This window comes from Photorhabdus sp. RW14-46, assembly GCF_963887965.1.
Classification (GTDB): domain Bacteria; phylum Pseudomonadota; class Gammaproteobacteria; order Enterobacterales; family Enterobacteriaceae; genus Photorhabdus; species Photorhabdus laumondii.
On the sequence record NZ_CAWPHH010000031.1, the window covers coordinates 1 to 26,798 of the forward strand.

The 26,798-nt window shown below is 41.0% G+C and carries 28 protein-coding genes, 2 pseudogenes and 1 other annotated feature; of the genes and pseudogenes, 9 read left to right on the forward strand and 21 right to left on the reverse strand.

Features of this window, described 5'->3' with window-relative positions; genetic code table 11:
- The 3 genes and pseudogenes from AACQ38_RS19100 to AACQ38_RS19110 all read left to right on the forward strand — a co-directional run.
- Positions 1-150, forward strand: a pseudogene (locus AACQ38_RS19100) (IS630 family transposase); the annotation flags it as partial.
- 546 nt (positions 151-696) lie between these two features.
- Entirely contained in the window at positions 697-1,848 is a 1,152-nt protein-coding gene (yiaY, locus tag AACQ38_RS19105; RefSeq protein ID WP_011145860.1) for an L-threonine dehydrogenase, read from the forward strand.
- A gap of 76 nt (positions 1,849-1,924) precedes the next feature.
- Positions 1,925-2,155, forward strand: a complete 231-nt coding sequence (locus AACQ38_RS19110) for a hypothetical protein (RefSeq protein ID WP_125026222.1) — start codon at positions 1,925-1,927, stop codon at positions 2,153-2,155.
- Here AACQ38_RS19110 and hisIE read toward each other — a convergent pair.
- From hisIE to hisL, 9 genes and pseudogenes are all read right to left on the reverse strand, one after another.
- A complete protein-coding gene (gene hisIE, locus AACQ38_RS19115; protein ID WP_011145861.1) occupies positions 2,130-2,735 on the reverse strand; it encodes a bifunctional phosphoribosyl-AMP cyclohydrolase/phosphoribosyl-ATP diphosphatase HisIE in 606 nt (201 codons plus the stop codon). The two genes, AACQ38_RS19110 and hisIE, sit on opposite strands and share 26 nt — an antisense overlap.
- Positions 2,729-3,505 (reverse strand): imidazole glycerol phosphate synthase subunit HisF, encoded by a 777-nt coding sequence (gene hisF / locus AACQ38_RS19120; RefSeq protein ID WP_165578824.1) that lies wholly within the window; start codon positions 3,503-3,505, stop codon positions 2,729-2,731. The genes hisIE and hisF overlap by 7 nt, the downstream gene beginning before the upstream one ends.
- On the reverse strand, positions 3,487-4,224 hold the full coding sequence (hisA, locus tag AACQ38_RS19125; RefSeq protein WP_011145863.1) for a 1-(5-phosphoribosyl)-5-[(5-phosphoribosylamino)methylideneamino]imidazole-4-carboxamide isomerase: 738 nt from the start codon (positions 4,222-4,224) through the stop codon (positions 3,487-3,489). The genes hisF and hisA overlap by 19 nt, the downstream gene beginning before the upstream one ends.
- A gap of 5 nt (positions 4,225-4,229) precedes the next feature.
- A complete protein-coding gene (gene hisH, locus AACQ38_RS19130) occupies positions 4,230-4,835 on the reverse strand; it encodes an imidazole glycerol phosphate synthase subunit HisH (RefSeq protein ID WP_165578825.1) in 606 nt (201 codons plus the stop codon).
- Complete coding sequence (gene hisB / locus AACQ38_RS19135) at positions 4,835-5,902, reverse strand: bifunctional histidinol-phosphatase/imidazoleglycerol-phosphate dehydratase HisB (RefSeq protein ID WP_165578826.1); 1,068 nt, start codon at positions 5,900-5,902, stop codon at positions 4,835-4,837. The genes hisH and hisB overlap by 1 nt, the downstream gene beginning before the upstream one ends.
- A complete protein-coding gene (gene hisC / locus AACQ38_RS19140; protein WP_165578843.1) occupies positions 5,902-7,005 on the reverse strand; it encodes a histidinol-phosphate transaminase in 1,104 nt (367 codons plus the stop codon). Before hisC ends, hisB begins: the two co-directional genes overlap by 1 nt.
- Positions 7,006-8,325 (reverse strand): annotated as a pseudogene (gene hisD, locus AACQ38_RS19145) (histidinol dehydrogenase); the annotation flags it as partial. It lies immediately after the preceding gene.
- A 6-nt stretch (positions 8,326-8,331) separates the two neighbouring features.
- A complete protein-coding gene (hisG, locus tag AACQ38_RS19150; protein ID WP_041380016.1) occupies positions 8,332-9,231 on the reverse strand; it encodes an ATP phosphoribosyltransferase in 900 nt (299 codons plus the stop codon).
- Positions 9,232-9,258: 27 nt separating this feature from the next.
- Positions 9,259-9,381 (reverse strand) — a sequence feature (His leader region).
- Positions 9,357-9,404: a his operon leader peptide gene (gene hisL / locus AACQ38_RS24170; protein WP_109791964.1), complete on the reverse strand. Its 48-nt coding sequence runs from the start codon at positions 9,402-9,404 to the stop codon at positions 9,357-9,359. Its footprint overlaps the feature before it by 25 nt.
- A gap of 268 nt (positions 9,405-9,672) precedes the next feature.
- Between hisL and AACQ38_RS19155 the strand changes: the two genes are divergently transcribed.
- A complete protein-coding gene (locus AACQ38_RS19155; RefSeq protein ID WP_011145868.1) occupies positions 9,673-10,500 on the forward strand; it encodes an SDR family oxidoreductase in 828 nt (275 codons plus the stop codon).
- A 6-nt stretch (positions 10,501-10,506) separates the two neighbouring features.
- On the opposite strand, the gene AACQ38_RS19160 is transcribed toward AACQ38_RS19155, so the two are convergent.
- Both AACQ38_RS19160 and AACQ38_RS19165 read right to left on the reverse strand, forming a co-directional pair.
- Positions 10,507-11,127, reverse strand: a complete 621-nt coding sequence (locus AACQ38_RS19160; RefSeq protein ID WP_113024906.1) for a glutathione S-transferase family protein — start codon at positions 11,125-11,127, stop codon at positions 10,507-10,509.
- A 224-nt stretch (positions 11,128-11,351) separates the two neighbouring features.
- Complete coding sequence (locus tag AACQ38_RS19165) at positions 11,352-11,531, reverse strand: hypothetical protein (protein ID WP_165578827.1); 180 nt, start codon at positions 11,529-11,531, stop codon at positions 11,352-11,354.
- A gap of 26 nt (positions 11,532-11,557) precedes the next feature.
- Between AACQ38_RS19165 and AACQ38_RS19170 the strand changes: the two genes are divergently transcribed.
- Positions 11,558-12,763 (forward strand): serine hydrolase, encoded by a 1,206-nt coding sequence (locus tag AACQ38_RS19170; protein WP_165578828.1) that lies wholly within the window; start codon positions 11,558-11,560, stop codon positions 12,761-12,763.
- A 216-nt stretch (positions 12,764-12,979) separates the two neighbouring features.
- Here the strand turns inward: AACQ38_RS19170 and AACQ38_RS19175 are convergent, their stop codons facing one another.
- The 3 genes from AACQ38_RS19175 to AACQ38_RS19185 form a co-directional block, all read right to left on the reverse strand.
- Positions 12,980-13,834 (reverse strand): hypothetical protein, encoded by an 855-nt coding sequence (locus tag AACQ38_RS19175; RefSeq protein ID WP_011145871.1) that lies wholly within the window; start codon positions 13,832-13,834, stop codon positions 12,980-12,982.
- A 587-nt stretch (positions 13,835-14,421) separates the two neighbouring features.
- Complete coding sequence (locus AACQ38_RS19180; protein ID WP_011145872.1) at positions 14,422-14,760, reverse strand: hypothetical protein; 339 nt, start codon at positions 14,758-14,760, stop codon at positions 14,422-14,424.
- 1,151 nt (positions 14,761-15,911) lie between these two features.
- Positions 15,912-16,226, reverse strand: coding sequence for a hypothetical protein (locus tag AACQ38_RS19185; RefSeq protein WP_011145873.1), 315 nt, complete (start codon positions 16,224-16,226; stop codon positions 15,912-15,914).
- Between the two features lie 713 nt (positions 16,227-16,939).
- On the opposite strand from AACQ38_RS19185, the gene AACQ38_RS19190 reads away from it, so the two are divergent.
- Complete coding sequence (locus tag AACQ38_RS19190; RefSeq protein ID WP_011145874.1) at positions 16,940-17,761, forward strand: hypothetical protein; 822 nt, start codon at positions 16,940-16,942, stop codon at positions 17,759-17,761.
- A 77-nt stretch (positions 17,762-17,838) separates the two neighbouring features.
- On the opposite strand, the gene AACQ38_RS19195 is transcribed toward AACQ38_RS19190, so the two are convergent.
- The 3 genes from AACQ38_RS19195 to AACQ38_RS19205 all read right to left on the reverse strand — a co-directional run bounded on the left by AACQ38_RS19195 (position 17,839) and on the right by AACQ38_RS19205 (position 21,460).
- The gene (locus tag AACQ38_RS19195) at positions 17,839-19,137 is read right to left on the reverse strand and encodes an HAAAP family serine/threonine permease (protein WP_011145875.1); all 1,299 of its coding nucleotides are present in this window, start codon (positions 19,135-19,137) and stop codon (positions 17,839-17,841) included.
- A 906-nt stretch (positions 19,138-20,043) separates the two neighbouring features.
- Positions 20,044-20,652: an undecaprenyl-diphosphate phosphatase gene (gene ybjG, locus AACQ38_RS19200; RefSeq protein ID WP_109791965.1), complete on the reverse strand. Its 609-nt coding sequence runs from the start codon at positions 20,650-20,652 to the stop codon at positions 20,044-20,046.
- Positions 20,653-21,199: 547 nt separating this feature from the next.
- On the reverse strand, positions 21,200-21,460 hold the full coding sequence (locus AACQ38_RS19205) for a GrxA family glutaredoxin (RefSeq protein ID WP_011145878.1): 261 nt from the start codon (positions 21,458-21,460) through the stop codon (positions 21,200-21,202).
- 190 nt (positions 21,461-21,650) lie between these two features.
- On the opposite strand from AACQ38_RS19205, the gene AACQ38_RS19210 reads away from it, so the two are divergent.
- The 3 genes from AACQ38_RS19210 (at position 21,651) to rlmC (ending at position 23,715) form a co-directional block, all read left to right on the forward strand.
- Positions 21,651-21,953, forward strand: a complete 303-nt coding sequence (locus AACQ38_RS19210; protein ID WP_165578829.1) for a YbjC family protein — start codon at positions 21,651-21,653, stop codon at positions 21,951-21,953.
- A gap of 91 nt (positions 21,954-22,044) precedes the next feature.
- Positions 22,045-22,557, forward strand: coding sequence for a YbjN domain-containing protein (locus tag AACQ38_RS19215; protein WP_011145880.1), 513 nt, complete (start codon positions 22,045-22,047; stop codon positions 22,555-22,557).
- A gap of 24 nt (positions 22,558-22,581) precedes the next feature.
- Positions 22,582-23,715: a 23S rRNA (uracil(747)-C(5))-methyltransferase RlmC gene (gene rlmC / locus AACQ38_RS19220; protein WP_165578830.1), complete on the forward strand. Its 1,134-nt coding sequence runs from the start codon at positions 22,582-22,584 to the stop codon at positions 23,713-23,715.
- 53 nt (positions 23,716-23,768) lie between these two features.
- Here the strand turns inward: rlmC and artM are convergent, their stop codons facing one another.
- Genes artM through artP form a run of 4 tightly spaced genes read right to left on the reverse strand, consistent with a single transcriptional unit; the run spans position 23,769 to position 26,650 of the window.
- A complete protein-coding gene (gene artM, locus AACQ38_RS19225; RefSeq protein WP_113024912.1) occupies positions 23,769-24,437 on the reverse strand; it encodes an arginine ABC transporter permease ArtM in 669 nt (222 codons plus the stop codon).
- On the reverse strand, positions 24,437-25,153 hold the full coding sequence (gene artQ, locus AACQ38_RS19230) for an arginine ABC transporter permease ArtQ (RefSeq protein WP_011145883.1): 717 nt from the start codon (positions 25,151-25,153) through the stop codon (positions 24,437-24,439). Before artQ ends, artM begins: the two co-directional genes overlap by 1 nt.
- A 14-nt stretch (positions 25,154-25,167) precedes the next feature.
- Positions 25,168-25,902 (reverse strand): arginine ABC transporter substrate-binding protein, encoded by a 735-nt coding sequence (gene artJ, locus AACQ38_RS19235; RefSeq protein ID WP_011145884.1) that lies wholly within the window; start codon positions 25,900-25,902, stop codon positions 25,168-25,170.
- 19 nt (positions 25,903-25,921) lie between these two features.
- Positions 25,922-26,650, reverse strand: coding sequence for an arginine ABC transporter ATP-binding protein ArtP (gene artP / locus AACQ38_RS19240; protein ID WP_011145885.1), 729 nt, complete (start codon positions 26,648-26,650; stop codon positions 25,922-25,924).
- Positions 26,651-26,798 lie beyond the last annotated feature (148 nt).

The following is a 26,798-nucleotide window of genomic DNA, read 5'->3' on the forward strand; positions in this document are numbered from 1 at the left end:
TATTCACCCTGGCTGAATAAAATTGAGCGTCTGTGGCAATCCTTACATGAAACGGTGACACGAAATCATGGCTGTCAGTATATGTGGCAATTGCTTGAGAAAGTGAAAACGTTTTTAAATTCATGTCTCTACAGGAATAGCAGAGAATAAAAAGAGTGAGTGTATTATAATTATGAAAAGTTATTTATACCCTACGGATTTCAAGATGCATCGCGACGGCAAGGGAGTGAATCCCCGGGAGCATAGCAAACTATGTGACCGGGGTGAGCGAGTGCAGCTAACAAAGAGGCAACTTGAAAGATAACGGGTATATTAATCTCAGCGATTATTGTATTTATTATATTGCCAATGGAATATATTACCAAGAGGGAAAATTATCAAATATCTATTTTAATAAACCTTATCTAACTCTACCGAGATATATTTATATTTTTTGAATTATGTGGTTTAAATAGAGCTATTATTTATGTTTGTTGCAAGAGCAATGATCTGTAGTTCCATTAGGTGATTTTTCAAATTTTACTTTTTATACCTTAAGGATTTCAATATGGATCGCGACGGCAAGGGAGCGAATCCCCGGGAGCATAGATAACGATGTGACCGGGGTGAGTGAGTGAAACCAACAAAGAGGTAACTTGAAAGACAACGGGTATATATATTTTCATTCTAAAACTATTTTAATATAAGGAATTATCAATGATGACTACGACTTTTTTTATGACATCGGTAAATATGTTTGGTGCGGGTTGTTTGGTTGAAGCGGTAAATACGATGAAAGGTGATGGTTATAAGCGAGCATTGATTGTGACCGATCGTGTTTTAAATGAAATTGGGGTGGCAGCAAAAGTTCAAGCTTTATTATCTGATGTTGATATTGAGAGTACGGTTTATGATGGTACTAATCCGAATCCGACGACAATTAACGTTGAGGAAGGTTTGGATATTCTGCGTCAGCATAATAGCGATTGCGTTATTTCTTTAGGGGGTGGTTCGCCACATGATTGTGCAAAAGCTATTGTGTTGGTCGCTGCTAATGGAGGCGATATCCGGGATTATGTCGGTATTGGCCGTTCATCTAAACCGCATTTGCCATTAATCTCAGTCAATACTACCGCGGGTACTGCGTCAGAAATGTCACGTTTCTGTGTTATTACCGATACTGAAAGCCATATTAAAATGGCCATTGCTGACAAGAAAATAACACCTGTTTTGTCTGTGAACGATCCGGAATTAATGGTAGGAATGCCGAAAGGGTTAACCGCCGCAACTGGAATGGATGCAATGACTCATGCGGTTGAAGCCTATGTTTCTCCTGCGGCTAGCCCAATAACGGATGCTTGTGCATTGAAAGCAATCTCAATGATTAGTCACTCTTTACGCCAAGCAGTTGCAGATGGGAGCAATATAGAAGCACGTGAAAACATGGCCTATGCACAATTCTTGGCGGGGATGGCGTTTAATAGTGCATTACTGGGGTATGTACACGCCATGTCTCACCAATTGGGCGGTACTTATGATTTACCACACGGCATATGCAATGCTGTTTTATTACCACACGTTCAAGAGTTCAACGCTAAAGCGGTTGCGGGTCGTTTGAAAGATATTGCCGCTGCGATGGGGGTAGATGTAAGCGCTATGAATGATCAGCAAGGGGCTGCGGCATGTATTGCTGAAATTCGTAAGTTGTCAAAAGATATTGGTATTCCGTCGGGTCTAGCGGAACTGAATGTCAAATTAGAAGATTTACCAGAGTTAGCAACTAATGCCTTGAAAGATATATGTTGTTTGACTAATCCCACTCAAGCTACCCATGAAGAAATTGTTTCGATCTTTAAAGCGGCCATGTGATTTATAAACGTTCATTTCGTGTAGATACCTATGCCTAATTGGGCGGGGAGCTGTCAAAAAGGCGACGTAGACGTCTATGTCGCCTGATAGTCGTTTTTCGTATGATTGGTTTTTGCCTTTTTATCTACCGGAAAAGCGCGGTGGATCACGGGCATATACCCAATGGATTTCAAGTTGCATCGCGGCGGCAAGGGAGCGAATCCCCGGGAGCATAGCAAACTATGTGACCGGGGGGAGGGAGTGCAGCCAACAAAGAGGCAGCTTGAAAGATGACGGGTATATCATCTTTCCCGTAATCGACGAATGACACAACTCAGATCCAGCTCTTGATCCTGTAGTAGAACCATCAGGTGATACATCAGATCTGCTGCTTCATTCGTTAGCTCTTCTCTATTATTCACTGCCGCGGCTAAAGCGGTTTCTAACCCTTCTTCACCCACTTTTTGAGCGATTCGTTTAGTACCGCTGGCATATAACTTCGCTGTATATGAATGGTCAGGGTCGGCTGTTTTGCGACTTGCCAGCAATTTTTCAAGCTGATAGAGAAATCCCCATTCAGTTTGTGCCGGAGCAAAACAACTGTGTGTACCAAAGTGGCAGGTAGGGCCGATTGGGTCTGCGAGTGCCAACAGGGTATCGTTGTCACAATCAGGATAGATATTGACCAAATTAAGAAAATGGCCGGAGCTTTCACCTTTGGTCCATAGACGTTGTTTACTGCGGGAAAAGAAAGTGATTTTGCCTGAACTGATAGTAATATTCAGTGCTTCTTTATTCATATAGCCCATCATGAGGACATCGCCGGATATAGCATGTTGCACAATAACCGGCATCATATAAGCGACTTTTTCCCAATCCAGTTTTTCGATTTGTTGTGCGGTTAGCAAGTTCTTATCTCCACGCCTTGTTGTGAAAGGTACTGTTTTAATTCACCGATATTAATAATGTGTTTATGGAATACAGATGCAGCGAGTGCACCATCGACATTTGCCTGTTTAAAGGCATCAAGAAAGTGTTCTGGTGCGCCTGCACCACCAGAGGCAATGAGAGGAACATGACAAACGTCACGCACCTGTTTTAGTTGAGTCAGATCGTAGCCATTGCGGACACCATCCTGATTCATCATATTGAGTACGATTTCACCTGCACCACGGTGTTGCGCTTCTTTTACCCAATTGAGGGTTTGCCATTGAGTGGCCTTTGTGCGTTTTTCGTCGCCGGTAAACTGATAAACCTGATAGCGACCTGTACTTTCATCAAACCAGGTGTCAATCCCTACGACAATGCATTGAACACCATAACGATCGGCCAAACGAGTAATTAAGGTTGGATCAGTCAGTGCAGGGGAGTTGATAGAGATTTTATCTGCCCCAAATGAAAGGATTTGCCCTGCATCTTCGACAGTTTTAATACCACCAGCGACACAAAAGGGAATATCAATCACCTCCGCAACTTTGGTGATCCAACTTTTATCGACTACCCGTCCATCAGATGAGGCAGTGATATCGTAGAAAACCAGTTCATCTGCACCTTCTGTTGCATAACGTTGGGCAAGTGGCACAATATCGCCGATAATTTCGTGATGACGAAACTGAATGCCTTTAACCACTTGCCCGTCACGAACATCAAGGCAAGGAATTATGCGTTTTGCCAGCATTGAATTGCCTCCTTCAGGGTAAATTTCTCATCAAGTAATGCACGACCAATAATAACCCCGGCTACACCGCTGGTAGGCAGAGAAGCGATATCATTTAACGTGCCGATGCCCCCCGAAGCCTGAAATACGATTTGTGGATAGTATTGGCAAATTGCCCGATATAATTCGACATTTGAACCAGTTAGCGTGCCATCGCGGGAGATATCTGTACACAGTACATATTTCAACCCGCAAGGCAGATATTGCTCAATAACCTGTTCCAGAGTGACGGAGGAATTCTCCTGCCAGCCATTGATGGCAACCTGTTTCATGCCTGTATCATTGATACGAACATCCAGCGCCAGCACAATATTTTCGGCACCATAACGTTTAAACCATTGGGTAACGAGTGCCGGTTGTTTTATGGCGATAGAGCCAATCACTATCCGGTTGGCACCCGCATCAAGCAATGTTTTCACATCTTCTTCTGTACGGATGCCGCCGCCGACCTGAACAGGTATAGAAACTGCTGCAAGTAATTTGCGCAGTAAAGGGATCTGGCGGGCGGATGGATCTTTAGCGCCGGTCAGGTCGACCAGATGGAGCAATTTTGCTCCCTGTTGTTCATATTGTTGAAAGTGGGACAAAGGATCGTGTTGATAATCCCGTTGTTGAGCATAATCCCCTTGATGTAACCGTACTACTTTGCCATCTATCAAATCTAATGCGGGTATAATCATTGTGCCTACATCTCCAGAAAATTCTTTAATAGTTTGGCTCCGGCAGCACCGGAACGTTCAGGGTGAAACTGTACGCCGAAGAAGTTATCTTTGGCGATTGCGCTGCTGAAAATATTGCCATATTCAGTTTGCGCAATGGTGTAGGTATTCAGCGGGATCGCGTAGCTATGGACAAAATAAAAATAGGCATGGTCTTCAATACCACGGAATAGCGGGTGCCCGGCTTTTGGCAGAACTTGGTTCCAGCCCATGTGTGGTAATGGAAGCCCATGCGTAGCCATTTTTTGGACGGGGGAAGCCATAACTTCGAGTAGGGTGACATTATTACCTGCAACATTATCGCTTTCTTCGCTGGTGGCAGCGAATAGCTGCATGCCAAGGCAAATACCTAACACAGGTTGGCTGAGTACTTTAATTAACGGTATAAGTTCCCGTTGTTTCAATTGATCCATTGCGGCACTGGCAGTGCCGACACCAGGTAAAAGTAGTTTATCTGCTGCCAGGATCGTTGCTGTTTCCTGACTGATTTCAGGTTGATAGCCTAATTTTCGGATGGCATAAGTTACCGATGACAAGTTAGCGCAGCCAGTATCAAGAATGACAACTTTCATCACAGAACCCCTTTGGAACTTGGCAATGTATCGCCTTCTACCCGAATTGCCTGACGTAGTGTTCGGCCAAAGGCTTTAAATAGGCTTTCTGCTCTGTGATGATCGTTACTGCCTTTCGTTTTCAGATGCAGTGTACAGGCCATTGCATAAGAGAGTGAACGAAAGAAGTGCTCAATCATTTCAGTGCTCAGATCACCCACCCGCTGGTGTTTGAATTCAGCTTTATATTCCAGATGAGGGCGACCAGAAATATCGAGAGCACAGCGGGCAAGGCATTCATCCATTGGCAACACAAAACCAAAGCGACAGATGCCCCGTTTATCTCCCAAAGCCAGTTTCAATGCTTCCCCCAATGCCAGACCGGTATCCTCAACGGTATGGTGATCATCAATACAGAGATCGCCTTTAACCTGAACATGCATGCGGAAACCACCGTGGGTAGCAATCTGATCCAACATATGGTCAAAGAACCCGACACCGGTATTGATATCGCTGCTACCTTCATGATCAAGCCAAACGTCAATGTTGATGGATGTCTCTTTAGTGATACGTTGAACATGAGCGTGACGGTCTTGACGGGTTAGTTGTTCACAGATAGCGAACCAGCCAAGGTTTTTCGGATGATAATGTAACCCCTGAATGCCCATATTTTTGGCCAGTTGCAGATCGGTTTCCCGGTCACCAATCACATAGCTGTTCGCGGTATCCATCAAGCCTTCTGTTAGATATTTTTCCACCAGTTTTATTTTTGGCTTACGGCAATGACAGTTCTCTTCTGGCTTGTGAGGGCAGATTAAAACTTCATCAAAATGGATGCCTTGAGAACTGAAAATCTGCATCATCAGGTTATGTGGCGGTTCAAATTGTTCTAATGGAAAACTATCTGTGCCAAGACCATCCTGATTAGTGATCATAATCAGCCTGAACCCCGATTTTTGCAGGGTAAGCAGAGCAGGAATAACCTCGGTTTCCAGTGCCAGTTTATCCAGACGATCAACTTGAAAATCTGTTGGCGGTTCAGTGATCAGCGTACCGTCCCGATCAATAAACAGGAGTTTCTGGTTCATCAGTTTGCTATCTCCTTTGGTTGTTCATTTACAGTGGAAAGGGCGCTGATGGCTTCAACCACTTGCTCACACTCTTTACGGCTGCCGATGGTGATCCGCAGGCAACCCTCTAAACCGGGCTGTTTGCGTTGGTCGCGCAGGGTGATGCCCTGATGCCATAATGTTTTGAAAACAGTTTCTGCGTCATAGAATTTCACCAATATATAGTTGGTTTCACTGGGGAATACTTTTTCTACGATGGCTAATTTATTCAGCGCCTGCTGCAAGTCATTGCGGTTTTCCCTGATCTCAACGACACGTTTTTGCATAATTGCGATACTTTCTGCTGTCAGTGCCTGTGCTGCAATATCTGCAACAGGCGTGGAAAGCGGGTAAGGTGCAATCACTTTTAACAATAGAGTGATGATATCCACAGATGCGAGAGTAAATCCACAGCGTAGACCGGCTAAAGCAAAAGCTTTCGAGAGGGTTCGCAAAATGACTAAATTTGGATAGTTTTTTAGCCAGCTTGCGATACTATTTTCCGGGCAAAATTCAATATAGGCTTCATCGATAGTGACAATGGCACGATTGGCGGTTAGTTCCAGAATTTTACGCAATGAATCAGGATTAATTGCGTTTCCTGTTGGGTTATTAGGGCTACAGATATAGATTAATTTTACCCGGTCGAGGTTATTTTCGATCGCTTCGATATCCAGTTGCCAATTTTCCAGTGCGGTAATTTTCTTTTGTTCGACACCAAAAGTTTCAGCGCTGACACTGTACATACCATAAGTCGGAGGGCAAAACAGCACTACATCTTGTCCGGGTTCACAAAATACGCGGATTAAAAGTTCAATGGATTCATCAGCACCACGGCAGGCTAGTACTTGCTCAGGTTGTAAACCGGCATAGGCGGCATAACGGCGGATAACCGAGGCTGGCTGGCAGTCAGGATAACGGTTTAATGTTTGCTCAGTGCATTGGAAATCAGGGGCTAGTGGGTATTCGTTGGCATTCAACCAAACATCACCCTTGCCGCCAAGGCGACGAGCAGACATATAAGGTGTTAATTTGCGGATATTTTCTCGTGCCAACAGATTGGCATCAAAAATGTTATTCATATTCACCCCTTGACCGGCAATATTCAGCGCCGCCACACGTAAAGTGACCGCGTTTTTATGAGCGGTCAGTTGTTCTGCTTGCGCCAGTGTTTCAATGGTCTGAGATAGGTTCAGTAGTCCTTGCGGCGTCAGTTGTTGAATTGTCATACGTTTTAGGAAATCTGCCAGACCAAGGCTGGAATAGGTTGAAGTGTAGCCATAAGTTGGTAATACGTGATTGGTTCCTGATGCGTAATCTCCCGCAGATTCTGGCGACCAGTCACCGAGGAAAACAGAACCGGCGCTAGTGATTTTTTCAACCAGTTGTTCTGGCTGGCGGGTTTGGATAATCAGGTGCTCTGGGCCATAGCGGTTGCTGATTTCTACGCATTGTTGCAGGCTTGTTGTCACAATAATCCGGCTATGTGCTAATGCCTTGGCGGCAATCTGGTTGCGGGGAAGACGGGTAAGCTGTTTTTCGATTTCCGTTATCACTTTTTTGGCTAACGCTTCATCAGGTGTAGCCAATATCACTTGTGAGTCAGGGCCATGTTCTGCTTGTGAGAGTAAATCGGCAGCTACAAAGACGGGGTTTGCTCCCGCATCGGCGATAATAAGCAGTTCCGATGGGCCAGCAGGCATATCGATGGTGGCACCATCTACGCGCTGACTAACTTGTCTTTTGGCTTCGGTAACATAAGCGTTACCTGGACCAAAAATCTTATCTACTTTGGGGACGGATTCTGTTCCAAATGCCATAGCGGCAATGGCTTGAGCGCCACCAATTTGGAATATTTCCGTAATTCCACACAGTGTGGCTGCATAGAGGATTTCATTGGCAATCGGTGGTGGAGAACAAAGTACAACTTTATGGCAGCCCGCTATTTGAGCAGGTGTTCCGAGCATCAAAACGGTAGAAAGTAATGGTGCAGAACCTCCGGGGATATAAAGCCCAACCGAGTCAATAGGCCGTGTTACTTGTTGACAATAGACTCCTGGTTGGGTTTCTACTTCGATCTTTATCGGCTTCTGCGCTTCGTGGAAAACGCGGATATTATTCATTGCCTGCTGCATTGCCTGTTTAATGTCATTATTCAGACTGTTTTCTGCGGCGGCTATCTCTTCCGGCGAAATACGGATATTTTCAATAACCGTTTTGTCGAAACGGCGGCTGAATTCACGCAGAGTGTGATCGCCATACTCTTTCACCGCATGCAGAATTTGCTCCACTGTACGGGAGATTTCTACGGAAGCTGAAATTGCAGGGCGTGTCAGTAAAGCGTTTTGCTGTTCATCATGGCACTCCTGCCAACGGATCAGGGTATCGAAATGGTCAGTCATTTTCGTTTACTCCATCATCTTTTCAATCGGCAATACTAAAATGGAGCTGGCACCAAGGGCTTTAAGTTTCTCCATCGTTTCCCAAAACAGTGTTTCACTGCTTACCATATGCATGGCAACGCGGTTCTGATCTCCCACCAGCGGTAGAATCGTTGGACGTTCCGCCCCTGGTAGCAGAGCAATCACTTCTTCAAGTTTTGCACTTGGTGCGTGCAACATGATGTATTTGGATTCACGGGCCTGAATCACCCCCTGAATGCGGGTCAACAGTTTCTCAATCAATTGCTGTTTATCGGCGGGCATTTCACCATCACGTTGAATAAGACAGGCTTTGGAACGGTAGATAATTTCTACTTCCCGCAGACCATTTGCTTCCAGTGTTGCGCCAGTTGAAACCAGATCACAGATGGCATCGGCTAACCCGGCACGGGGAGCAACTTCAACTGAGCCATTGAGCAGACAGGATTTAAAGAGGATTTTTTTCTGATCGAGATAACGTTTTAGCAGGTGAGGGTAAGAGGTTGCGATACGGGCATTTTGTAAACATTCGACGCCGGTATAGTTGTAGTCTAGAGGCGCGGCCAGTGAAAGGTGACAAGTACCGAAATCCAGACGGCGTAAGGTGAAATAACGAGGATTTTCTCCTTGAGCGCGACGGCTTAATAGCTCCTCTTCCAGCACATTTTCACCGATAATCCCCAGATCGACGACGCCATCCATAACCAACCCTGGAATATCGTCATCACGTACCCGCAAGATATCAATTGGCATATTTTCCGCGAATGCAATTAGGCGCTGTTGTTGCAGATTAATTTTAATACCACAGCGAGCCAGTAATTCTTGTGAATCTTCGCTTAATCGGCCTGATTTCTGCATTGCGATACGTAAACGTGATTTATCTAACATTTTTATCCCCACTTAAAATCGGAAACATAAAAAAAACCCCGGAAGGATCCTTCCGGGGGTTTTTATCGCATTCATGCCACCGGAAGACCCGTTAAACGTCTTCCAGCACACAACCGCCTGAAAGACTAATCAGGATGATGATGGTGGTAATGGCTAAATTGAATGCGGATCATAATGGTTTCTCTTTAATTTGTTATTGCTGCCAGTTGCTTTTATTCACTGACCAACAGAGATTAAATTTTTTGCTTGCTATTCAACCTATACGATTTGATGGACTAAAAGCAATCTATTTTTTTAACAGTAAATTTATATTGTAATAATATTTTGTTTTTACTTGAAATATTGTTTTCTATGGGAGAAATACAGTATCAATAATAACAGTGGCTTAATGTTCGGATTGTTTGCATAATCAAAGTAATATCAGGCATAGAAGGGGTGGTGATGAAAAAAGTTTCCATTATCGGTCTGGGTTGGTTGGGGATGCCATTAGCCAAAGCATTGAGTCGCAGTGGTATGCAGGTTGTTGGCAGCAAAACGACGCCAGATGGTGTAGAGGCAGCACGTATGTCTGGTATCGAATGTTATTTGTTACAACTGGAACCTCAGATCAATTGCGCGCTTGATGATTTAGAGCAACTGATGGTAGCTGATGTGCTGATCATCACTTTACCGGCAAGCCACACTGCGGGTGGCAGTTATAACTATGTTAGGGCAGTTCAGTTAATTGTCGATACTGCTCTCTCATACTCTGTGCCAAGGATTATTTTCACCAGTTCTACTTCTGTTTATGGTTTTGTTGCGGGCAATCTCAATGAAGATGCGCCTTTTTGCCCTGAAACACGTTCTGCTCAGGCATTGGTTGAATTAGAGAATTGGTTGCACAAACTGCCAAATATTTCTGTTGATATTTTGCGTTTAGCCGGTTTGGTCGGCAGTGGTCGTCATGCCGGGCGTTTTCTGGCGGGAAAAAAGGGAGTTAAAGGAGGGAATCAGCCGGTTAATTTAGTTCATCAGGATGATGTTATTTCAGCCATTAATTTATTAATTCAGAGGACTGAAGGTGGGCATATTTATAATTTATGTGCGCCTGTTCACCCAACCAAAGCTGAATTTTACCCTAAAGCCAGTAATCAGCTTGATTTAGTTCCACCTGAGTTTTTCAGAGAAGAGACTCAGATGGGAAGCAGAATTGTTGATGGTAGCCGTATTTGTCAGGAGTTGGGATTTAAGTATCAATACCCCGATCCTGGATGGATGCCAATGAGCTGATTTTTCTCAACTTAACTCAATCATGACAATTTTTTTGAACGCTGGTCTTTCTGCCATTAACTGATACCAGCGTTCAATATTTGGCAGAAATGGTCGTTTGATTGGAATATTAAGCCAAGGATAAATCATGGGTCCTAATGCAATATCAGCCATGCCAAATTTATCGCCAGAAAGATATTTCTGTTCTGCCAGGGTGTCATCGAGCACTTTCATCAATTTTTCGATTTCAGCCAAGGTTTGTTCTATTTGTTTTTGATCCCGCTCTGCTTCAGGTGTGCGAATAAAACCTATCATGAGTTGTCTGATATGAGGAAACAGATGTGAAGCAACCCAATCCATCCATTTATCTGCATTTGCTCTTTCCTGTAGGTCTTGTGGATAAAGTACCTCTTTACCAAATTTTGCTGCAAGATAACGAACAATTGCGTTAGATTCCCACAAGATAAAATCGCCTTCCTGTAAACAAGGGATTTTTCCATTTGGATTCATTTTCAGATATTGTGGGGCATCCAGTTTGCCAAATTTACCGCCAATATCTACTTGATTATACGGTATATCGAGTTCCTTCAGACACCAGAGCACTTTTTTTACATTGGAAGAGTTTTTACGGCCCCAAATGGTCAGCATGAGTTTTTCCTGGAATCGGGATGATAAGAAAATTGTCTATTTGTTACCAATATACCCGTCATCTTTCAAGTTGCCTCTTTGTTGGCTGCACTCGTTCACCCCGGTCACATCGTTATCTATGCTCCCGGGGATTCACTCCCTTGCCGTCGCGATGCATCTTGAAATCCATAAGGTATAACCACTATCAGATTAAATGAAAACTAATGATCAGCACAATCTTTATCCTATTTATGTTGGTTTCTTGTCGTACAACATTTTATATTAATATACCTGTCATTTTTCAAGTTGCTCCTTTGTTGGCTGCACTCACTCACCCCGGTCACATCGTTATCTATGCTCCCGGGGATTGGCTCCCTTGCCGCCGCGATGCATCTTGAAATCCATAGGGTATAAGAATTTGACATTTTTTCTTATTAAGTAAAGGGGAACGATGATGAAGAAAAGTTTGGCGATGGCGATAAAATGTGTTGTTGCGGTGCTGACAGTGGCATCAATGGTAAGTGCCCGTGTTTATGCATCGGATGAACCTGTCGTTCCGCCAGTGGATGCGAGAGCTTATGTGTTAATGGATTATGACAGCGGTAAAATTCTGGCGGCAGGTAATCCCGATGAGCGGCTTGATCCAGCCAGTCTGACAAAAATTATGACCAGTTATGTTGTCGGTCAGGCGATAAAAGCGGGAAAAATCACGCCGGAAGATATTGTTACTGTGGGAAAAGATGCTTGGGCGACGGGAAATCCCATACTGAAAGGTTCTTCTCTCATGTTTCTTAAACCCGGTGACAGGGTAAAAGTGATTGATCTGAATCATGGTGTTGTTGTTCAGTCTGGTAATGATGCCAGCATTGCTTTAGCTGATTATGTGGCGGGTAGTCAGGATGTATTTGTTAGTCTGATGAATAATTATGCAAAAGCACTTGGGTTGACTAACACCCATTTTCGTACGGTTCATGGATTGGATGCTGAGGGCCAATTCAGTACTGCTCGTGATATGGCGGTATTGAGTCAGGCCATGATCCGTGATGTTCCTGATGAGTATGCTCTGCATAAAGAGAAAACATTCACCTTTAATAAAATCCAACAGCCTAACCGTAACCGATTGTTGTGGAATAAGAATATGAATGTCGATGGTGTGAAAACAGGATATACCAGCGGTGCCGGTTATAACTTGGTTGCTTCAGCGACAGAGGGACCCATGCGGCTGATTTCTGTTGTGCTAGGAGCACCAAGTGATCGGATTCGTTTCGCTGAAAGTGAAAAATTACTTGCATGGGGACTCCGTTTTTATGAAACAGTGACGCCAATTAAAGCTAGCGAGCCGTTTGTTTCGCAAAAGGTTTGGTATGGCGGGCGCTCAGATGTTGCTCTTGGCGTGGAAAAAGATGCTGCGATCACCATTCCTCGTGGGCAGTTAAAAAATCTGAAAGCCAGTTACACATTAAATCAAACTCCATTAACAGCGCCTTTGACGAAAAATCAGGTTGTTGGTGTGATTAATTTCCAATTAGGGGATAAGGTAATTGAACAACGCCCTTTGGTGGTTAAAGAGGCGGTAGAGGAAGGTAGCTTTTTTAGCCGTATTTGGGATTTGATTGTGATGAAAGTGAGTGGTTGGTTTAAGGCGATTTTTGGTTGATTTGACATCAATATAAGGTTTATGTGGTAGGTTGGGTGGCGTTATATTTTTTTGATTTAGGGCGCGGCATTTTGCCGCGCACGCTTTATACCCGTTATCCTTCAAGTTGCCTCTTTGTTGGCTGCACTCACTCACCCCGGTCACATCGTTATCTATGCTCCCGGGGATTCGCTCCCTTGCCGTCGCGATCCATCTTGAAATCCATTGGGTATATACCTATTTTTTTTCATCTAAAGAGCAACATTTGCTATTTTTTACAACAGATCCGTTGTACCGGCCTTTGAATAACAAGACACCATCAGGTTTATCTTGCCAGTAAGCCCATAATTCGACCTCAGTTTTAACATGATGGCCGATATTTTCGTAACGAATATGCGTCGGTGATAAACCTCGATAGTTGCGGGTTGATGTTCCTTCATATCGGAGTTCATAGCTAGTAGCGAATCCTGTTAAATCGCCATTTCTGAATAGAATACAGGTTGCTACGTCATGAAACTCTACCCATCCGTTAAGTGGTTTATTTTCACCTTCAGTTTCTATTTCAAAAACAATGACATTTTTGCCAGTTTCAGTTTTGCCAAATACCATTAGTTTTCCATCTTCGATGGAGCGTAATAAGGATATTGAATTCTTTTCTGGATCTATAATTAAACCACCATATTCAACCCCATTGACATTGGCTGTGTAATTGGGAAAACGGCTAACATTGCCTCCGCCGAAAATAACAAGAGGTTCCTGAGGATTTGAAACATCAAGTTCACCGGCAAAAGGTCGGACGGCATCACCGTCAGAAAAAATTTTTTCACTTTCCCCAGTGCCGATAGCGCCATATATTTCTATTTTACTGTTCCAGGCAACTTCATCTTTTGCTATGGGAACAATAATGAGGTTCTCAGAAACTAAGATTGGTGGGGATTGGTAAGTAATCCCCTCAAAGATAACATCGTAAACATCAAAAAATTCAACACTGCCCTCAACAAATTTGACCGCCCTATGCCATGCTCCATCGTAGAAATGATCTGTTGCATAACCTGAGGATGGCTTTTTAATACGTTGGCTTTCTTCTGACATTTTATCACCTATTATGAAGAGAAGTGAGTGAGAGAAATAGATATTCAAGTATTAAAAATAGTAGTAAGCGTTATTGATATTTGTCAAGAAAATGGGCTTTAATTGGGTTTTTTATTATTTTACAGGTAATATTAGATAGGAGGATAATTTTTGATAAATTAAAATAGTAACGTTCAAAAATATATTTAATACAATTGTTTTAATACGTTGTTATTGAGGTGTTAAATGTATGATCAATAAATTTATTGTGGTTAATTTTAGGGCTATTATTGTCTTTTTATTATTTTTGTAGGTTTTTATTTTCTATTTGAAATAATGTTTAAAGTCATTAAATATAGATTGATGACATTAAAATAGCATTATTGAAATAAGATGTTATTTATTAATTACCGTGAATTTAAAACGGTGTTGCGGGAACAGGCAGAACCCTGTGGTTAAGGTTCTACCTAGAGAGGGGAGTATATGGTAGAAAATGTTTTTAGCTTTTACTCAACATTAGCTTTATTCTACCAGATAAATGCTATACCCAATTTATATTTTAACAATAAGGAATTAGGTGGAGCTATTTAACAATTTATGACTTTATCTTAAGAAGCCAATAATGTTGCGTTGTAGATATAATTGTAACCACCAGGAGAAACCGCTGATGAAGAAGTTATATTTACACGTTTGTTACTGCTGCAAGCGCTCAGAAGAAGATGATACAGTGCTGCACCTCTGTAGTCCTGAGCATTCCACCATAACAGATAGTTAAATTTGCCGTTAGGGAATTGCATAGTGACAGTCACTTGCAATTGGTTTTGATCAGGTGCAGCCTGAACTGAAGTTACTGTACCAACCGCAAAATAGTAATTAGGGTTTGGAGAAGTCTGTTCAGGTTTATTTTCTGTTACCACTTCATTAGAAGAAGGATTTGTATAGTTCATCGTGTTAACCTTTTAATTTAACGTAATTGAAAAATAGAATTCTTTACTAAAATGTACGGAGCAGTCATTTGTCCGCCGAAGAAATATAAGGTAATTGGTAATTGTAATCTATATTAAAAGTTTATCTATATTATATAATTATTGATGCTGTTAAAAAGTCGCCAATAATATATTTCCTCTAAATGGTTATAATAATCAAATGTATCACTCTAATCAAAAAATAATATTGATATTTATTTCCTGTTGTTGAAATGGAGAAATTAACAATCTGTTCCAGTAGGTATTATTTATGCAGGATATTCTTATTAATAGAGTATGGGTACGGAATGGGCGGCAGGAATTGAAGCGTACTAGCAGTATGTGGTGAATGATTTAAATTTTAATTTTCTAGTTGATATTTAAATAAAACATTATGAAATTATTCTTATCCTATAGTATCTTGCATGGAGATATATGACTGCAATCTTTGAAATTAATTTATTTAAATCTATTTTAGATTTAATAATACCTTGGTGTATGATATTTAATTAATAATTACAATATGGAAATATTATTGATGTAATTACATATGTTGTTAAGTATTCACTGTGTGCAATAAAGAGGCGTTGTTCTACCCTGTTTTTAAAGATTGAGCGGATGGTATGTGCTATTATTAAAAATAATTCCTAAAAGAAATTTTTTTGAGTGAAATTGAATTTTGATAATAATTTATTGATATTTTTATGTGAAATAGATAACCGGGTTAATTGATTTTAATTTATTGAAAGTTTGTTTTATATTATTTTTATGATTTTCTGTTTTTTTTATTAAATGTAGTTATGGCAGGCAGAGCGTTAATATTACGCTCTGCCTTAGATAGGGTAGAATGTGCCGTTATACCCGTTATCCTTCAAGTTGCCTCTTTGTTGGCTGCACTCGCTCACCCCGGTCACATCGTTATCTATGCTCCCGGGGATTCACTCCCTTGCCGCCGCGATGCATCTTGAAATCCATAGGGTATATAAAAGTCAGCTTCATTATACCAGAGAAATGTTGTGCCAAATTCCTATCACAACAGTACTGTATTTTGCGATCAATGAGATCGCTTTAATCAGATTGAGTCTCTATTAGGAGTCTATTATTTGGCTCAAGCATTTCAACAATCAATTATTTTACATAGAGATTTCTACGCAATTAATGTAATCGCAGCCGAGAGGACCCACTTTTCCTACGGTGCTAATTTTCACATCTTTCTTAGCGCAAAGCGCTTCCATCAGAACTTTATAAATCGCCATGCCTCTATTGTCTAGCAGATTCCATTTCAAAAGCATTTCTTCACATACGCCATCATGCATTAATACAGTCACCATAACTTGCATAACTTTGTCTGGCATAACTTTCATTGCAATGATTTTACAGCTACGTAGCATTACGTCATCTACTATATCTTTATCTTTAATTAAAGAAGGATGCATGTCATTAATCATAATGTAAACTCCAAAATATAATGTAATTAATTGATAAATAAGCCTATATTATCTCAGAATAAATAACGGAAAATCGTCCGTTTGAGAAATATAAGGTGGTTGGTACTTCTACTATAAAAGCAATCTACATAAGAAATTTTTTTTGCGCTAAAAATATAGGACAGTTAATGTTTTTAATTGGCATATAACATTTTCTCTAACACATATAACTATAGGTGCCATTTATAAGTTGTCAAATAAATTTGAAAAAAATATGTAATTAATTGATAAGTAGAGTCATATTGCCAAAAAATAGAAAATAAATTGTTAATGTGATAAATATAAAATAACCGGAATTTTTTGTATTTCATATAATTATATTAAATTAAAATGTTATTTGTAATTTATTTATTTTGAATGATTAGTTTGATAATTAAAAATTTAAATTATATTTTTAATTATTGTAAATAAATATGGTTAATTTATTTATTTGAAATTTATATAAATATTAATGCAAATGAGATGTTGTATGTGTTTTTTATAAAAAAAACTTTTCTTTATGAAGTATTGGTCTATTCTTTAAAAAACTCAATAATAAATAAAATAGCAATATAAATAACTATTTCAATATTAAGGATAAATTGTATTGGAGCAATTTTATATTTGTTAATAAAAGAATGTTATTAGAAATAAAATAATTAGAATTCATTATTCTATGATGAAAAGGTGGTTATATGTCATATCTTGATCCGTTAGCGCTTTCTATCCGTTTTGGAAATCGTAATAATTTAGGTGATGACAAACGGTGGGCGGATAAACCTAATCCTCTCCATAAGCTTAATCAGGAGCAATTTACTTACATTTATGAGGATAGCCTGCACTTTCTTTATGGTCGATATAGATTCAATCCAAGTAATGGACGAGATAACATTTTGACAGATATGCAGGTGTCGAAAATCAAGACCGGGAGATATATTGATCAATATGGTCATGATGAACAGTATGAGGTTCTTGGTCTCCTTGGTGGTATGGGGACATTTCCTTTACATTCAATATTCGGTACGTTTAGAACAGAAGAAGTAGATCTGATTAGTTACTATTTTTATATTGCATATGTATTGACGGGTAATTATTCAATTCATAATCGTTATTTTTACCAAGGTTATCCAATGGGGCCTAATAACGATGAGGGGTTAGATTATCTTCTTATGTGGAACGCCGTTGATATCATTCCATCACCGTATAAGCCGGGTTTGCCGCGATATTTCCCGTTGATTAACGGTTATATTCTCTTTCCTTCAGCAACTGAGGCGGTAGTTATCTCTAATATTTCTACCGATGCCAGGTTTATCCGTCTTGAAGAGGCTGGCAATAGGTTTCCTTTTACTGGAGAGATTGTGACCAAGACGCCTTATATCCTGACAGATAAGTTGCGGCAACAATGGGACGAAGAAGAACAGCAAGGGGTACCAATAGACGAACGTGGATATTTTAACGAAGACGATTTGTGGCAATATGATGAACAGCAGGGGAATTGGGTGAAGTGGGTAGTGTAGTTTAAATTTTTCCGCTAGCTAGCTCATGTCGTTATTCGGTTGCTGCCCGCTTGAAGAGAACAGCAACCAAATGTTTATTATGCAAACAGTGAGTAGAGGACAGCAGAGATAGCAACTAATCCCATAAAGACGACAAACAGATTACTCAGCTTGCCGCTATATTTGCGCATTGCAGGAACTTTGCTGATTGCATACATTGGCATAATGAACAACAACATTGCGATAATAGGACCACCTAATCTTTCGATCATTTCCAAAATACTTGGGTTCAGAGTAGCGACAATCCAAGTCGTTACTAACATGAAAATGGTAGTGATACGATTCAGCTTTTTAGGCTCAATAGTTTTACCTTGGTCACGCAATGTCTTAACCACAATACCATTAAAACCTTCACGCGCACCCAGATAATGGCCAAGGAAAGATTTGGTAATTGCTATGAATGCAATAAACGGAGCGATGTAGGCAACCACTGGTGTATTAAAGTGGTTAGCCAGGTAAGACAGAATAGAAATATTTTGTGCTTTGGCTTCTGCCAGATTTTCTGGAGACAGGCTTAATACGCAGCTGAATACGAAGAACATCACGGTTACAACCATCATGATATGGGCGTAAGCTAGAATGCGGGAGCATTTTTTCTCAGCATGCTCACCATATTCTCCACGTTTTGCCACCGCAAATGCCGAGATAATTGGCGAGTGGTTGAAGGAGAACACCATTACTGGGATCGCTAGCCATAGAGTAATGAGCAGCCCATGACTTGCACTCGATGCAGAAACGCTGATGTTTTCGAAGATTGCGGTATTCCAGTTAGGGATCAGATAAAACGCCAGTAGCATCAAAACGGCAACAAATGGGAATACCAGCACGCTCATTGCCTTAACAATAGCCTGTTCACCAAAACGGATGATGGTCATTACACCAGTAATTAGGATCAGAGCCAGCAGAGCACGAGGAGGTGATGGCAGGTGTAATTGGTGAACAATAAAGCTGTCTACGGTGTTGGTAATAGCAACGCTGTAAACTAAGAGAATCGGGTAGATAGCGAAGAAGTAGAGCAGAGTAATAAGTTTACCTGCCAGGTTGCCAAAGTGTTCTTCTACGACTTCGGTAATATCTTCGCCAGGGTTTTTACCTGATAGAACGAAACGACACATCCCGCGGTGGGCGAAGAAAGTCATTGGGAAAGCCAGTAGCGCCATTACCAAAAGAGGTAGTAGGCCACCAATACCAGCATTGATGGGTAAGAATAATACACCGGCACCAATCGCAGTACCGTATAAGCCAAGCATCCATACTGTATCTGATTTACGCCAGGTTTTATAATCGCTTGGGCTGGTCGCCTGCGATGCGATCGTACCTGTTTGAGTCATATCCATAGTTATCTCCGAGAATAACGCGGTAAATTAAAAAATGAAATTACAATGCCGCAAGTATGCAATAAATGCAAATACATGTGGCCTAACTCTTTCTTTATAAAAAATAAATTTTCTAAATATCTCTGGTGGTTATTTAAACGTTTTTATTACCACATTAACATCTTGGTCGAAAATTGGACTTTAAATTAACAAGCCAAAATTTTCGCTTTACTTTCTTTTTTGAAAGAAAGTCTGGAAATTTTAAGACCAGACTTTTGATAGCGGCAAGATAGCGATTTTTAGTGAATAGTACCGTGATCATAGTCTCAAATGCGGAATACATCCCGAAAAGTCATCATGTTACGAGATTTAGTGTAATTGTTGTCTAAATATTGCGTATTTCAATGAGGTCAAATTATAACCTCAATTTGCCCATTATTCAACTCTTATTATTTTCTTATGTTTTTGTTATTTCCTGTCTATTTATTTACATATTAATGAATGAAAATGGCAAATAGAGTAAATGGTTAATAAATTGATAAATATCAATTTTTTACCAGATTTTAAAATAGATATCTCTTATGTAATACTTGTATCTTTGTGAAAGATATAGATAAAACCAGAATAATAGATTAATAGCATCAATAATATGAATGAAAGATGTGCTAGCCATTCTTTGATCAAATTTTAATAATCTCTTTCGTTATATATCTATTTACATAGTGATTTATATAGATTTATTGATTTATATGAAAATCGTTGAGTTGAATTTAAGCGCAAATAAATGCTAGATAGGGTACAGGATATTACCCTGCTGGTTAACTCATATCCATTTTGGCATGTAAAATTAGTCAATAATTTCTAATAAAAAGACTTTGGTTGAGATAGCGTTCGTTTATCTCAAGTCACTAAGTTGCATTTATGTTGCTAACTTTTTATCCAGCCTTTACGGATAGGAAAAGCGCAGCAATGTTGGTACAGACTGTTCAATCTTTTTTGTAAACGTTCACCAAACAGGCTCCATATTATTTGCGCAAAAGTGCATCCCATTAGGCTGACGATAAATGCTCCGACCATATCCATCGGCCAGTGAACGCCTAAATAGACTCTGGCCCATGCAATTGCCAGTGCAATTGCCATCATGCATAAGCCCGGCCAAATCCTGTACCAGAATAAAAAGGATAAAGCGAAAGTGAAAACGGTTGTTCCATGGTGACTTGGGAATGAGGTTGTTGGCGCGTGAGGAAGAAAGTTATAACCAAAGCCTTCTGCAAAAGGGCGGTCGTGAGGGCAGAGTAAACCGATACAGTATGAGGTTAGCATAGCAAAACAGAAGGCAATGGTGGTTTTACTGACGATAACCCGATGATAAGGGCGAGTACGCTCTGAACCCCAGAACCAGAAACTAGCCAATATTAGAGGGAAAATAAGAACCAGGTATTTTGCAATGAACGTCGCCATTGCAATCATGGCTGGTGATGATTCAGGCGTAGCATTGAAAAAGGTAAACAGATCATGATTTATTTGTTCTAACAAATCGGGCCTCACATATAGTCACTTATGTACATCACGATAGTCGGACGCAAGAGAGTAAAGTTGGCTGACCTGAGAGTAAAGCGTAATTGTCTTAATTATTGGTGTTATTTATTTTTGGTTTATCTTTCCGTCAAGGAAACATCAGGCAGTCATCTGGACAAAAAATAAATAACACATTGATATATATTATAATAATCTTAAGATCAGCGTGTTGATAGTACCGGTGGTTGATAGGTTGATCATCTGTAGAATCGGTTATGTGTTTGTGAACGGTATACTCTTCAGACAATAAAAAAACCCGATAGTCTCGAACCAAAATGGATTGACTATCGGGTTCCTCAATATGGGGATATCAAAGAAAAGCAGTGGCATTAATTCAGACTGCGGTTTGGCAAAAAAGTTCTTCGTGATAAGAAAAAAAACAGATTTTTTTCAATTTGATGAAAATAACATTTTTTGCACAAATCAACCGAGTCCACTGTGATTAATAATCAATCGCGGTTTTCACCGCAACGAAAGCAAAACGAGAAGTTCGATTGAAGTTCGATTATTGTAGCAATTGGTGTTCTTTTACGTACGCTTCGAAGTCAGTGCAGCCACCGATATGTTTCTCATCAACAAAAATTTGCGGGACAGTTTCTACCGGTTTACCAACTGTTTTTTCCAGATCAGCTTTAGTGATACCTTCTGCGTGAATATCAACATAACGGAAGTCAAAGTCATCACGCTGTTCTTTCAGTCGTTCCGCCAGCTCTTTCGCGCGGACACAGTACGGGCAGCCAGGACGACCGAAAATCACAGTAAACATATAAATTCCTCTTGGTTATATTAAAATAATGCGGTGTGATGTGTTACTCATGCTTATTTGATGGCTACTATGCCTGTACTGATCGGTAAAAAAAAGCAGAAATTACCTTTTGTTTTAATTCATCATACCAATTTTGGTAACAGTGTTTCCGGTAGTATAATGTCGCATCAGGTTGTTAAGAGAGGATACGATGAAAAGTCATCAAGGCAGTATGAGTTCATTGGCAGATATGCCAAAACAGGTTATCCTGCTAGAAATTGTCGGCATTTTATGCTTGCTCCTGGCATATTTGACTATTAATGATATTGTCATCTTAACAGATTTACTAATGACGCCAGAAGCACATGTTGTTATGATTTTCATCAGCATAGGTTGTTTGGTTCCTGCTGCGGTTAATATCATTTGGCGTGCAGTGTATGGCCTCTCTTTTCTGGGAGTTGATCATAAAAAAGAGAGCAAAAATAAGGTAGAAGGTAGTGATAACGGTAAGTAAAAATAATTTATCAGTTATTGGTGATAGCGCGATAAAGAATTATTTCGTAAGCTATAGCGCTTTTTCATTTTCCGTTGTATGGGGTTGTTAGATGAGTTCACTTGTCATTCCTGACTTATCAGTATTGCGTGAGTGGTTGGATCAGCTCAAAATTTCCTACTTTGAGTGCGATTCATGCCAGGCGCTGCATCTCCCTCATATGCAGAATATTGATGGTTTATTTGATGCTAAAATCGATCTGTTGGACAATGTAATCTTGTTTTCTGCGTTGGCTGAAGTTAAACCAACCGCCATTATTCCTTTGATGGCTAATCTAAGCCAGATTAATGCCAGTTCGCTGACAATCAAGGCTTTTCTTGATATTCAGGATGAAAACTTACCGAAATTGGTGGTGTGTCAATCTTTCCTTGTTTCAGCCGGGCTGACTTTTTCCCAGTTTTCTCATTTCTTGCAACAAAGCGAAGAGCAGATTGCGGGTGTGATTTTTGAAATTCACAGTAATAACTTGTTGTATATTAATCGTGATATCGAAATCGAGGGTGACATTGAAGAGGAAGAGGAGTCACAAGCTCCTGTTAAGGCACCGACTTTTACTTTGCACTAATATTTTCAACACGGTCATCCAACAATGCAATGTGCGCATTATTCTGCGGGGCACTGTCACTCTTGTCAGTGGCTCGAAAAACCCTATTCTCAGCAGTTAGAAGATAAGCAGCAGAATTTAAAGCAGTTATTACCTCAAGCTATTGTGAAGCAATGGTTACCTCCGATTGCCAGCCAACAAGATGCCTTTCGTAATAAAGCTAAAATGGTCGTCAGTGGCAGTGTAGAACGCCCATTGCTAGGCATGTTGCATCGTGATGGCACGGCGGTTGATCTGTGTCATTGTCCCCTCTATCCAGCGCATTTTCAGCCTGTATTCGATGTTGTTAAATCGTTCATTGCGTGTGCCGGGTTGACACCGTATAACGTTGCTCGTAAACGGGGTGAACTGAAATATTTGTTGCTGACAGAAAGCCGTCATAGCGGTGAAATGATGTTACGTTTTGTACTGCGTTCTGAAACAAAAATTGCTCAACTGGAGCGTGCTTTACCCCGGTTGCATGAGCAATTGCCACAACTTACGGTGATCTCTGCCAATATTCAGCCAATCCATATGGCGATTTTGGAGGGGGAAAAAGAGATTCTGTTTACTGAACAAAAGGCGCTTAAAGAGCAGTTCAATGGCATTCCCCTTTACATTCGTCCACATAGCTTTTTCCAGACTAACCCGAAAATGGCTTCTGAATTGTATGCAACAGCAGGGCGTTGGGTTCGTGAACTGAAAATCAGTAGCATGTGGGATCTATTCTGCGGTGTTGGGGGCTTTGGTCTGCATTGCGCAGATAAAAATACCTGTTTAACCGGCATTGAAATCAGCTCAGAAGCCATTGATTGTGCTCGCGATTCGGCGAAAACTCTGGGTTTGGAAAACATCGAGTTTCAAGCTTTGGACTCAACTCATTTTGCTGTAGCAAAAGATCAAATTCCGCAATTGGTTTTGGTCAATCCGCCTCGTCGGGGAATTGGTAAGGTGTTGTGCGATTATCTCAGTAAAATGGCACCGGATTATATTCTTTATTCAAGCTGTAATGCTCAGACAATGGCGAAAGACATTGCTGCACTAGCTAACTATAGTGTAGAAAAGACACAGTTGTTTGATATGTTTCCTCATACCGAACATTACGAAGTTTTAACGTTATTGGTATTAAATCATAACTGAATAACGAAAGGATGTGTGGGGATGGGGTTCTAAAAGAGAACGCCCTATCCCGTTTAGTCATGGCGCTCAAAAGCAAGTGCACGGCGTTCAATCATCCGCATCAGCAAAGTCAGGATACCGTTAACACATAGATAAATCACCCCTGCGGCTATAAAAGCCATCACATCATAATTACGGCCAAATAGAAGCTGACTGTATCCCATTACTTCCAGCAAAGTAATCGTACTTGCGAGAGAAGTACTCTTGAAAATCAATACAACTTCGTTGGAATAGGAAGATAACGCCCGTTTAAAAGCATAGGGTAGCAAGATCTGCATAGATTGTGCTTTAGACATGCCTAATGCCTGACAAGATTGCCATTGACCCGCAGGAATGGCTTTTACTGCGCCATAGAATAGCAGAGTCGAGTATGCCGCACTGTTAAGCGCCAGCGTTACCATTGCGCACAGCCAAGGCTCAGACAGTAATTGCCAAAGCCACGGGTACGCTTTTATGGCTGGAAACTGCCCAGGCCCGTAATAAATGAGAAAGAATTGCACGAGCAAAGGTGTACCGGTAAACAGGGTAATATAGGCTTTTACCAGTTGTGTTAGTACCGGCAATTTCATGGTCAGAACCATAGTGAACAGAACAGACATCATGAAAGCAGCAAGGAGCGCTGTGACGGTCAGGCTTAGACTGGTTTGCAGACCGGGTAAAATTTGTTGAATATACTCAAGCATCAGGGAGCACTCCGATCAAAGCGAGTGGTATGCATCTCAATTTTCTTTAGAATAAACTGACTGATCAGAGTGATAGCCAGATAGATAAGCGCCACAATCATATACCAGGTAAAGGGTTCCTGAGTGCGTGTGGCAATGCTTTTGGTTTGCTGCATGAGATCATTCACACTGATAAGCGATACCAGTGCGGTATCTTTCAACAAAACTAACCATTGGTTACCGAGCCCTGGTAGAGCATGTCGCCACATTTGAGGCATGATCAGGCGGAAAAATATTTCAGCGCGACCAAGACCTAATGCTTGACCGGCTTCCCATTGGCCAATCGGAATGGCTTTTATCGCACCACGGAGTGTCTGGGATGCATAGGCAGAGTAGAGTAGGGAAAGTGCAATGACACCACAAAGGAATGGGCTGACATAAAAGTCTTGGATATCTATCTGAATTCTGGAGTGCCAGAAGATAAGATTAATGTCAAAGCCATCAGCCAGTGTCATGAGAAGTTGTGATGCACCGAAGTAAACGAACAGCACGACCAAAATTTCTGGCAATCCTCTGAACAGAGTGACCCAACAGGTGCCAAGTATGGCGAAGGGTTTCCAACGGGCTGATTCCCAGGCAGCAAATAGCATCGCTAAAATCAGACCAAGCACTAATGCAGACACGGCAAGGCCGACGGTGATGCCGGCGGCGCTTGTTAGAGATTGGAATTCATTCATGGAGATTCGGCTACTTATTTAAACCATTTTTCATAGATGATGTCATAAGTGCCATCTCGTTTGATGTCAGCGAGTGCTTTATTCAGCTTATCTTGTAGATCTTTGTTACCTTTACGCACTGCAATACCTAAGCCGATGCCAAAGTAATTTTTGTCAGTGACTTTGTTACCTACGGTACTTAAGTTTTCATTCTTTTTCAGCCACTCGTTAACAACGGCAGTGTCACCGAAAACGGCATCCAGACGGCCATTTTTCAGATCCAGAATTGCATTTTGATAGCTGTCATAAGGAACGGTTTTAATCTCTTTTCGTTGTTCCATCAGATACTTCTGGTGAGTTGTACCATTCTGGATACCCACAAGTTTGCCTTTCAGCTCTGCGGTGCTGGAGACTTTGCCTTTAACGGAGATAAAAACCGCGGAGTTATCGTAATAAGTGTTAGTAAAATCAACCTGCTTTTGGCGTTCAGGGGTAATATCAATCCCTGCGGCTAAAGCGTCGAAGCGACGGAATTTCAGACTGGGGATCAAGCTGTCAAAGGATTGGTTAGTGAAGGTACATGTTGCATTAATTTTCTCACAGATGGCATTGGCCAAATCGACATCAAAACCCTGAATTTTATTATTTGCATCGATGAACTCAAACGGAGGGTAAGTGGCTTCTGTGGCAAAACGAATGATCTCTTTTTCCGTGGCGGTTGCAGATAAAGCTACGGTGCCTAAGAGGGCTGCAAAAAGTAGTTTTTTCATCGCTATATCCTATTAATAGTTAGTGTGATAGATAATTAGCAAAGGCTTTGGTTTGTGGTTGCGTAAAATGGCTGATGTCACCTTGTTCTATAATGTGGCCGTTTTCCATATATACGACACGGCTTGCGGCCTTACGGGCGATTTCCACTTCATGGGTAACGATAATCTGTGTAATACCCGTAGCGGATAATTCATGGATGATATTGACAACCTGTGCTGTAATTTCTGGGTCCAGCGCTGCTGTTGGTTCATCAAATAATAAAACTTGTGGTTCCATCATTAATGCTCGTGCAATAGCAACCCGTTGCTGTTGCCCTCCAGATAAATGTTGTGGGAAGCGGCCAGCAAAATCATCTAAGCGCAAACGGGAAAGGAGCTTATCCGCTTTTTTCTGCGCTTGTTGCTTGGATAAACCCAGTACGCGACAAGGCGCTTCGATCAGGTTATCCATAACAGTAAGGTGTGGCCACAAGTGATATTGCTGAAAAACCATACCTACGTTCTGGCGTAGAGAACGAATCTCCTTTGTTCCCGGTGTTTGTTCGAAATCGAATTGATGATTAGCAATATGCAACTGGCCGGAGCGAGGTATTTCTAGCAGGTTTAGTACTCGTAACAATGTACTTTTACCTGCACCACTTGGCCCGAGCAAAACCATCGTTTCCCCTGAAGAACATTCAAGATTAATATCAAACAGTGCCTGATGGACACCGTAATAGCAATCGATGCTTTTTAATTGAATACTCATGCTTTAATTCTGAATAGTCAGTGATTTAGTCCGATGCTAAACCCGTTAGCATAATTATGCAATATCTTATGCACAGAATATTATTAATTGATATTTCAATTACATGTCTGATTAACGCGCTCTATTCTCTCCTTAGTGCAATTTGTCA

Coding starts and splice junctions, on each gene's coding strand:
- yiaY (WP_011145860.1), top strand. CDS start 697: ATGATGACTACGACTTTTTTTATGACATCGGTAAATATGTTTGGTGCG.
- AACQ38_RS19110 (WP_125026222.1), top strand. CDS start 1,925: ATGTCGCCTGATAGTCGTTTTTCGTATGATTGGTTTTTGCCTTTTTAT.
- hisF (WP_165578824.1), bottom strand. CDS start 3,505: ATGCTGGCAAAACGCATAATTCCTTGCCTTGATGTTCGTGACGGGCAA.
- hisA (WP_011145863.1), bottom strand. CDS start 4,224: ATGATTATACCCGCATTAGATTTGATAGATGGCAAAGTAGTACGGTTA.
- hisH (WP_165578825.1), bottom strand. CDS start 4,835: ATGAAAGTTGTCATTCTTGATACTGGCTGCGCTAACTTGTCATCGGTA.
- hisB (WP_165578826.1), bottom strand. CDS start 5,902: ATGAACCAGAAACTCCTGTTTATTGATCGGGACGGTACGCTGATCACT.
- hisC (WP_165578843.1), bottom strand. CDS start 7,005: ATGAATAACATTTTTGATGCCAATCTGTTGGCACGAGAAAATATCCGC.
- hisG (WP_041380016.1), bottom strand. CDS start 9,231: ATGTTAGATAAATCACGTTTACGTATCGCAATGCAGAAATCAGGCCGA.
- AACQ38_RS19155 (WP_011145868.1), top strand. CDS start 9,673: ATGAAAAAAGTTTCCATTATCGGTCTGGGTTGGTTGGGGATGCCATTA.
- AACQ38_RS19160 (WP_113024906.1), bottom strand. CDS start 11,127: ATGCTGACCATTTGGGGCCGTAAAAACTCTTCCAATGTAAAAAAAGTG.
- AACQ38_RS19165 (WP_165578827.1), bottom strand. CDS start 11,531: ATGTCAAATTCTTATACCCTATGGATTTCAAGATGCATCGCGGCGGCA.
- AACQ38_RS19170 (WP_165578828.1), top strand. CDS start 11,558: ATGATGAAGAAAAGTTTGGCGATGGCGATAAAATGTGTTGTTGCGGTG.
- AACQ38_RS19175 (WP_011145871.1), bottom strand. CDS start 13,834: ATGTCAGAAGAAAGCCAACGTATTAAAAAGCCATCCTCAGGTTATGCA.
- AACQ38_RS19180 (WP_011145872.1), bottom strand. CDS start 14,760: ATGAACTATACAAATCCTTCTTCTAATGAAGTGGTAACAGAAAATAAA.
- AACQ38_RS19185 (WP_011145873.1), bottom strand. CDS start 16,226: ATGATTAATGACATGCATCCTTCTTTAATTAAAGATAAAGATATAGTA.
- AACQ38_RS19190 (WP_011145874.1), top strand. CDS start 16,940: ATGTCATATCTTGATCCGTTAGCGCTTTCTATCCGTTTTGGAAATCGT.
- AACQ38_RS19195 (WP_011145875.1), bottom strand. CDS start 19,137: ATGGATATGACTCAAACAGGTACGATCGCATCGCAGGCGACCAGCCCA.
- AACQ38_RS19205 (WP_011145878.1), bottom strand. CDS start 21,460: ATGTTTACTGTGATTTTCGGTCGTCCTGGCTGCCCGTACTGTGTCCGC.
- AACQ38_RS19210 (WP_165578829.1), top strand. CDS start 21,651: ATGAAAAGTCATCAAGGCAGTATGAGTTCATTGGCAGATATGCCAAAA.
- AACQ38_RS19215 (WP_011145880.1), top strand. CDS start 22,045: ATGAGTTCACTTGTCATTCCTGACTTATCAGTATTGCGTGAGTGGTTG.
- rlmC (WP_165578830.1), top strand. CDS start 22,582: ATGCAATGTGCGCATTATTCTGCGGGGCACTGTCACTCTTGTCAGTGG.
- artM (WP_113024912.1), bottom strand. CDS start 24,437: ATGCTTGAGTATATTCAACAAATTTTACCCGGTCTGCAAACCAGTCTA.
- artQ (WP_011145883.1), bottom strand. CDS start 25,153: ATGAATGAATTCCAATCTCTAACAAGCGCCGCCGGCATCACCGTCGGC.
- artJ (WP_011145884.1), bottom strand. CDS start 25,902: ATGAAAAAACTACTTTTTGCAGCCCTCTTAGGCACCGTAGCTTTATCT.
- artP (WP_011145885.1), bottom strand. CDS start 26,650: ATGAGTATTCAATTAAAAAGCATCGATTGCTATTACGGTGTCCATCAG.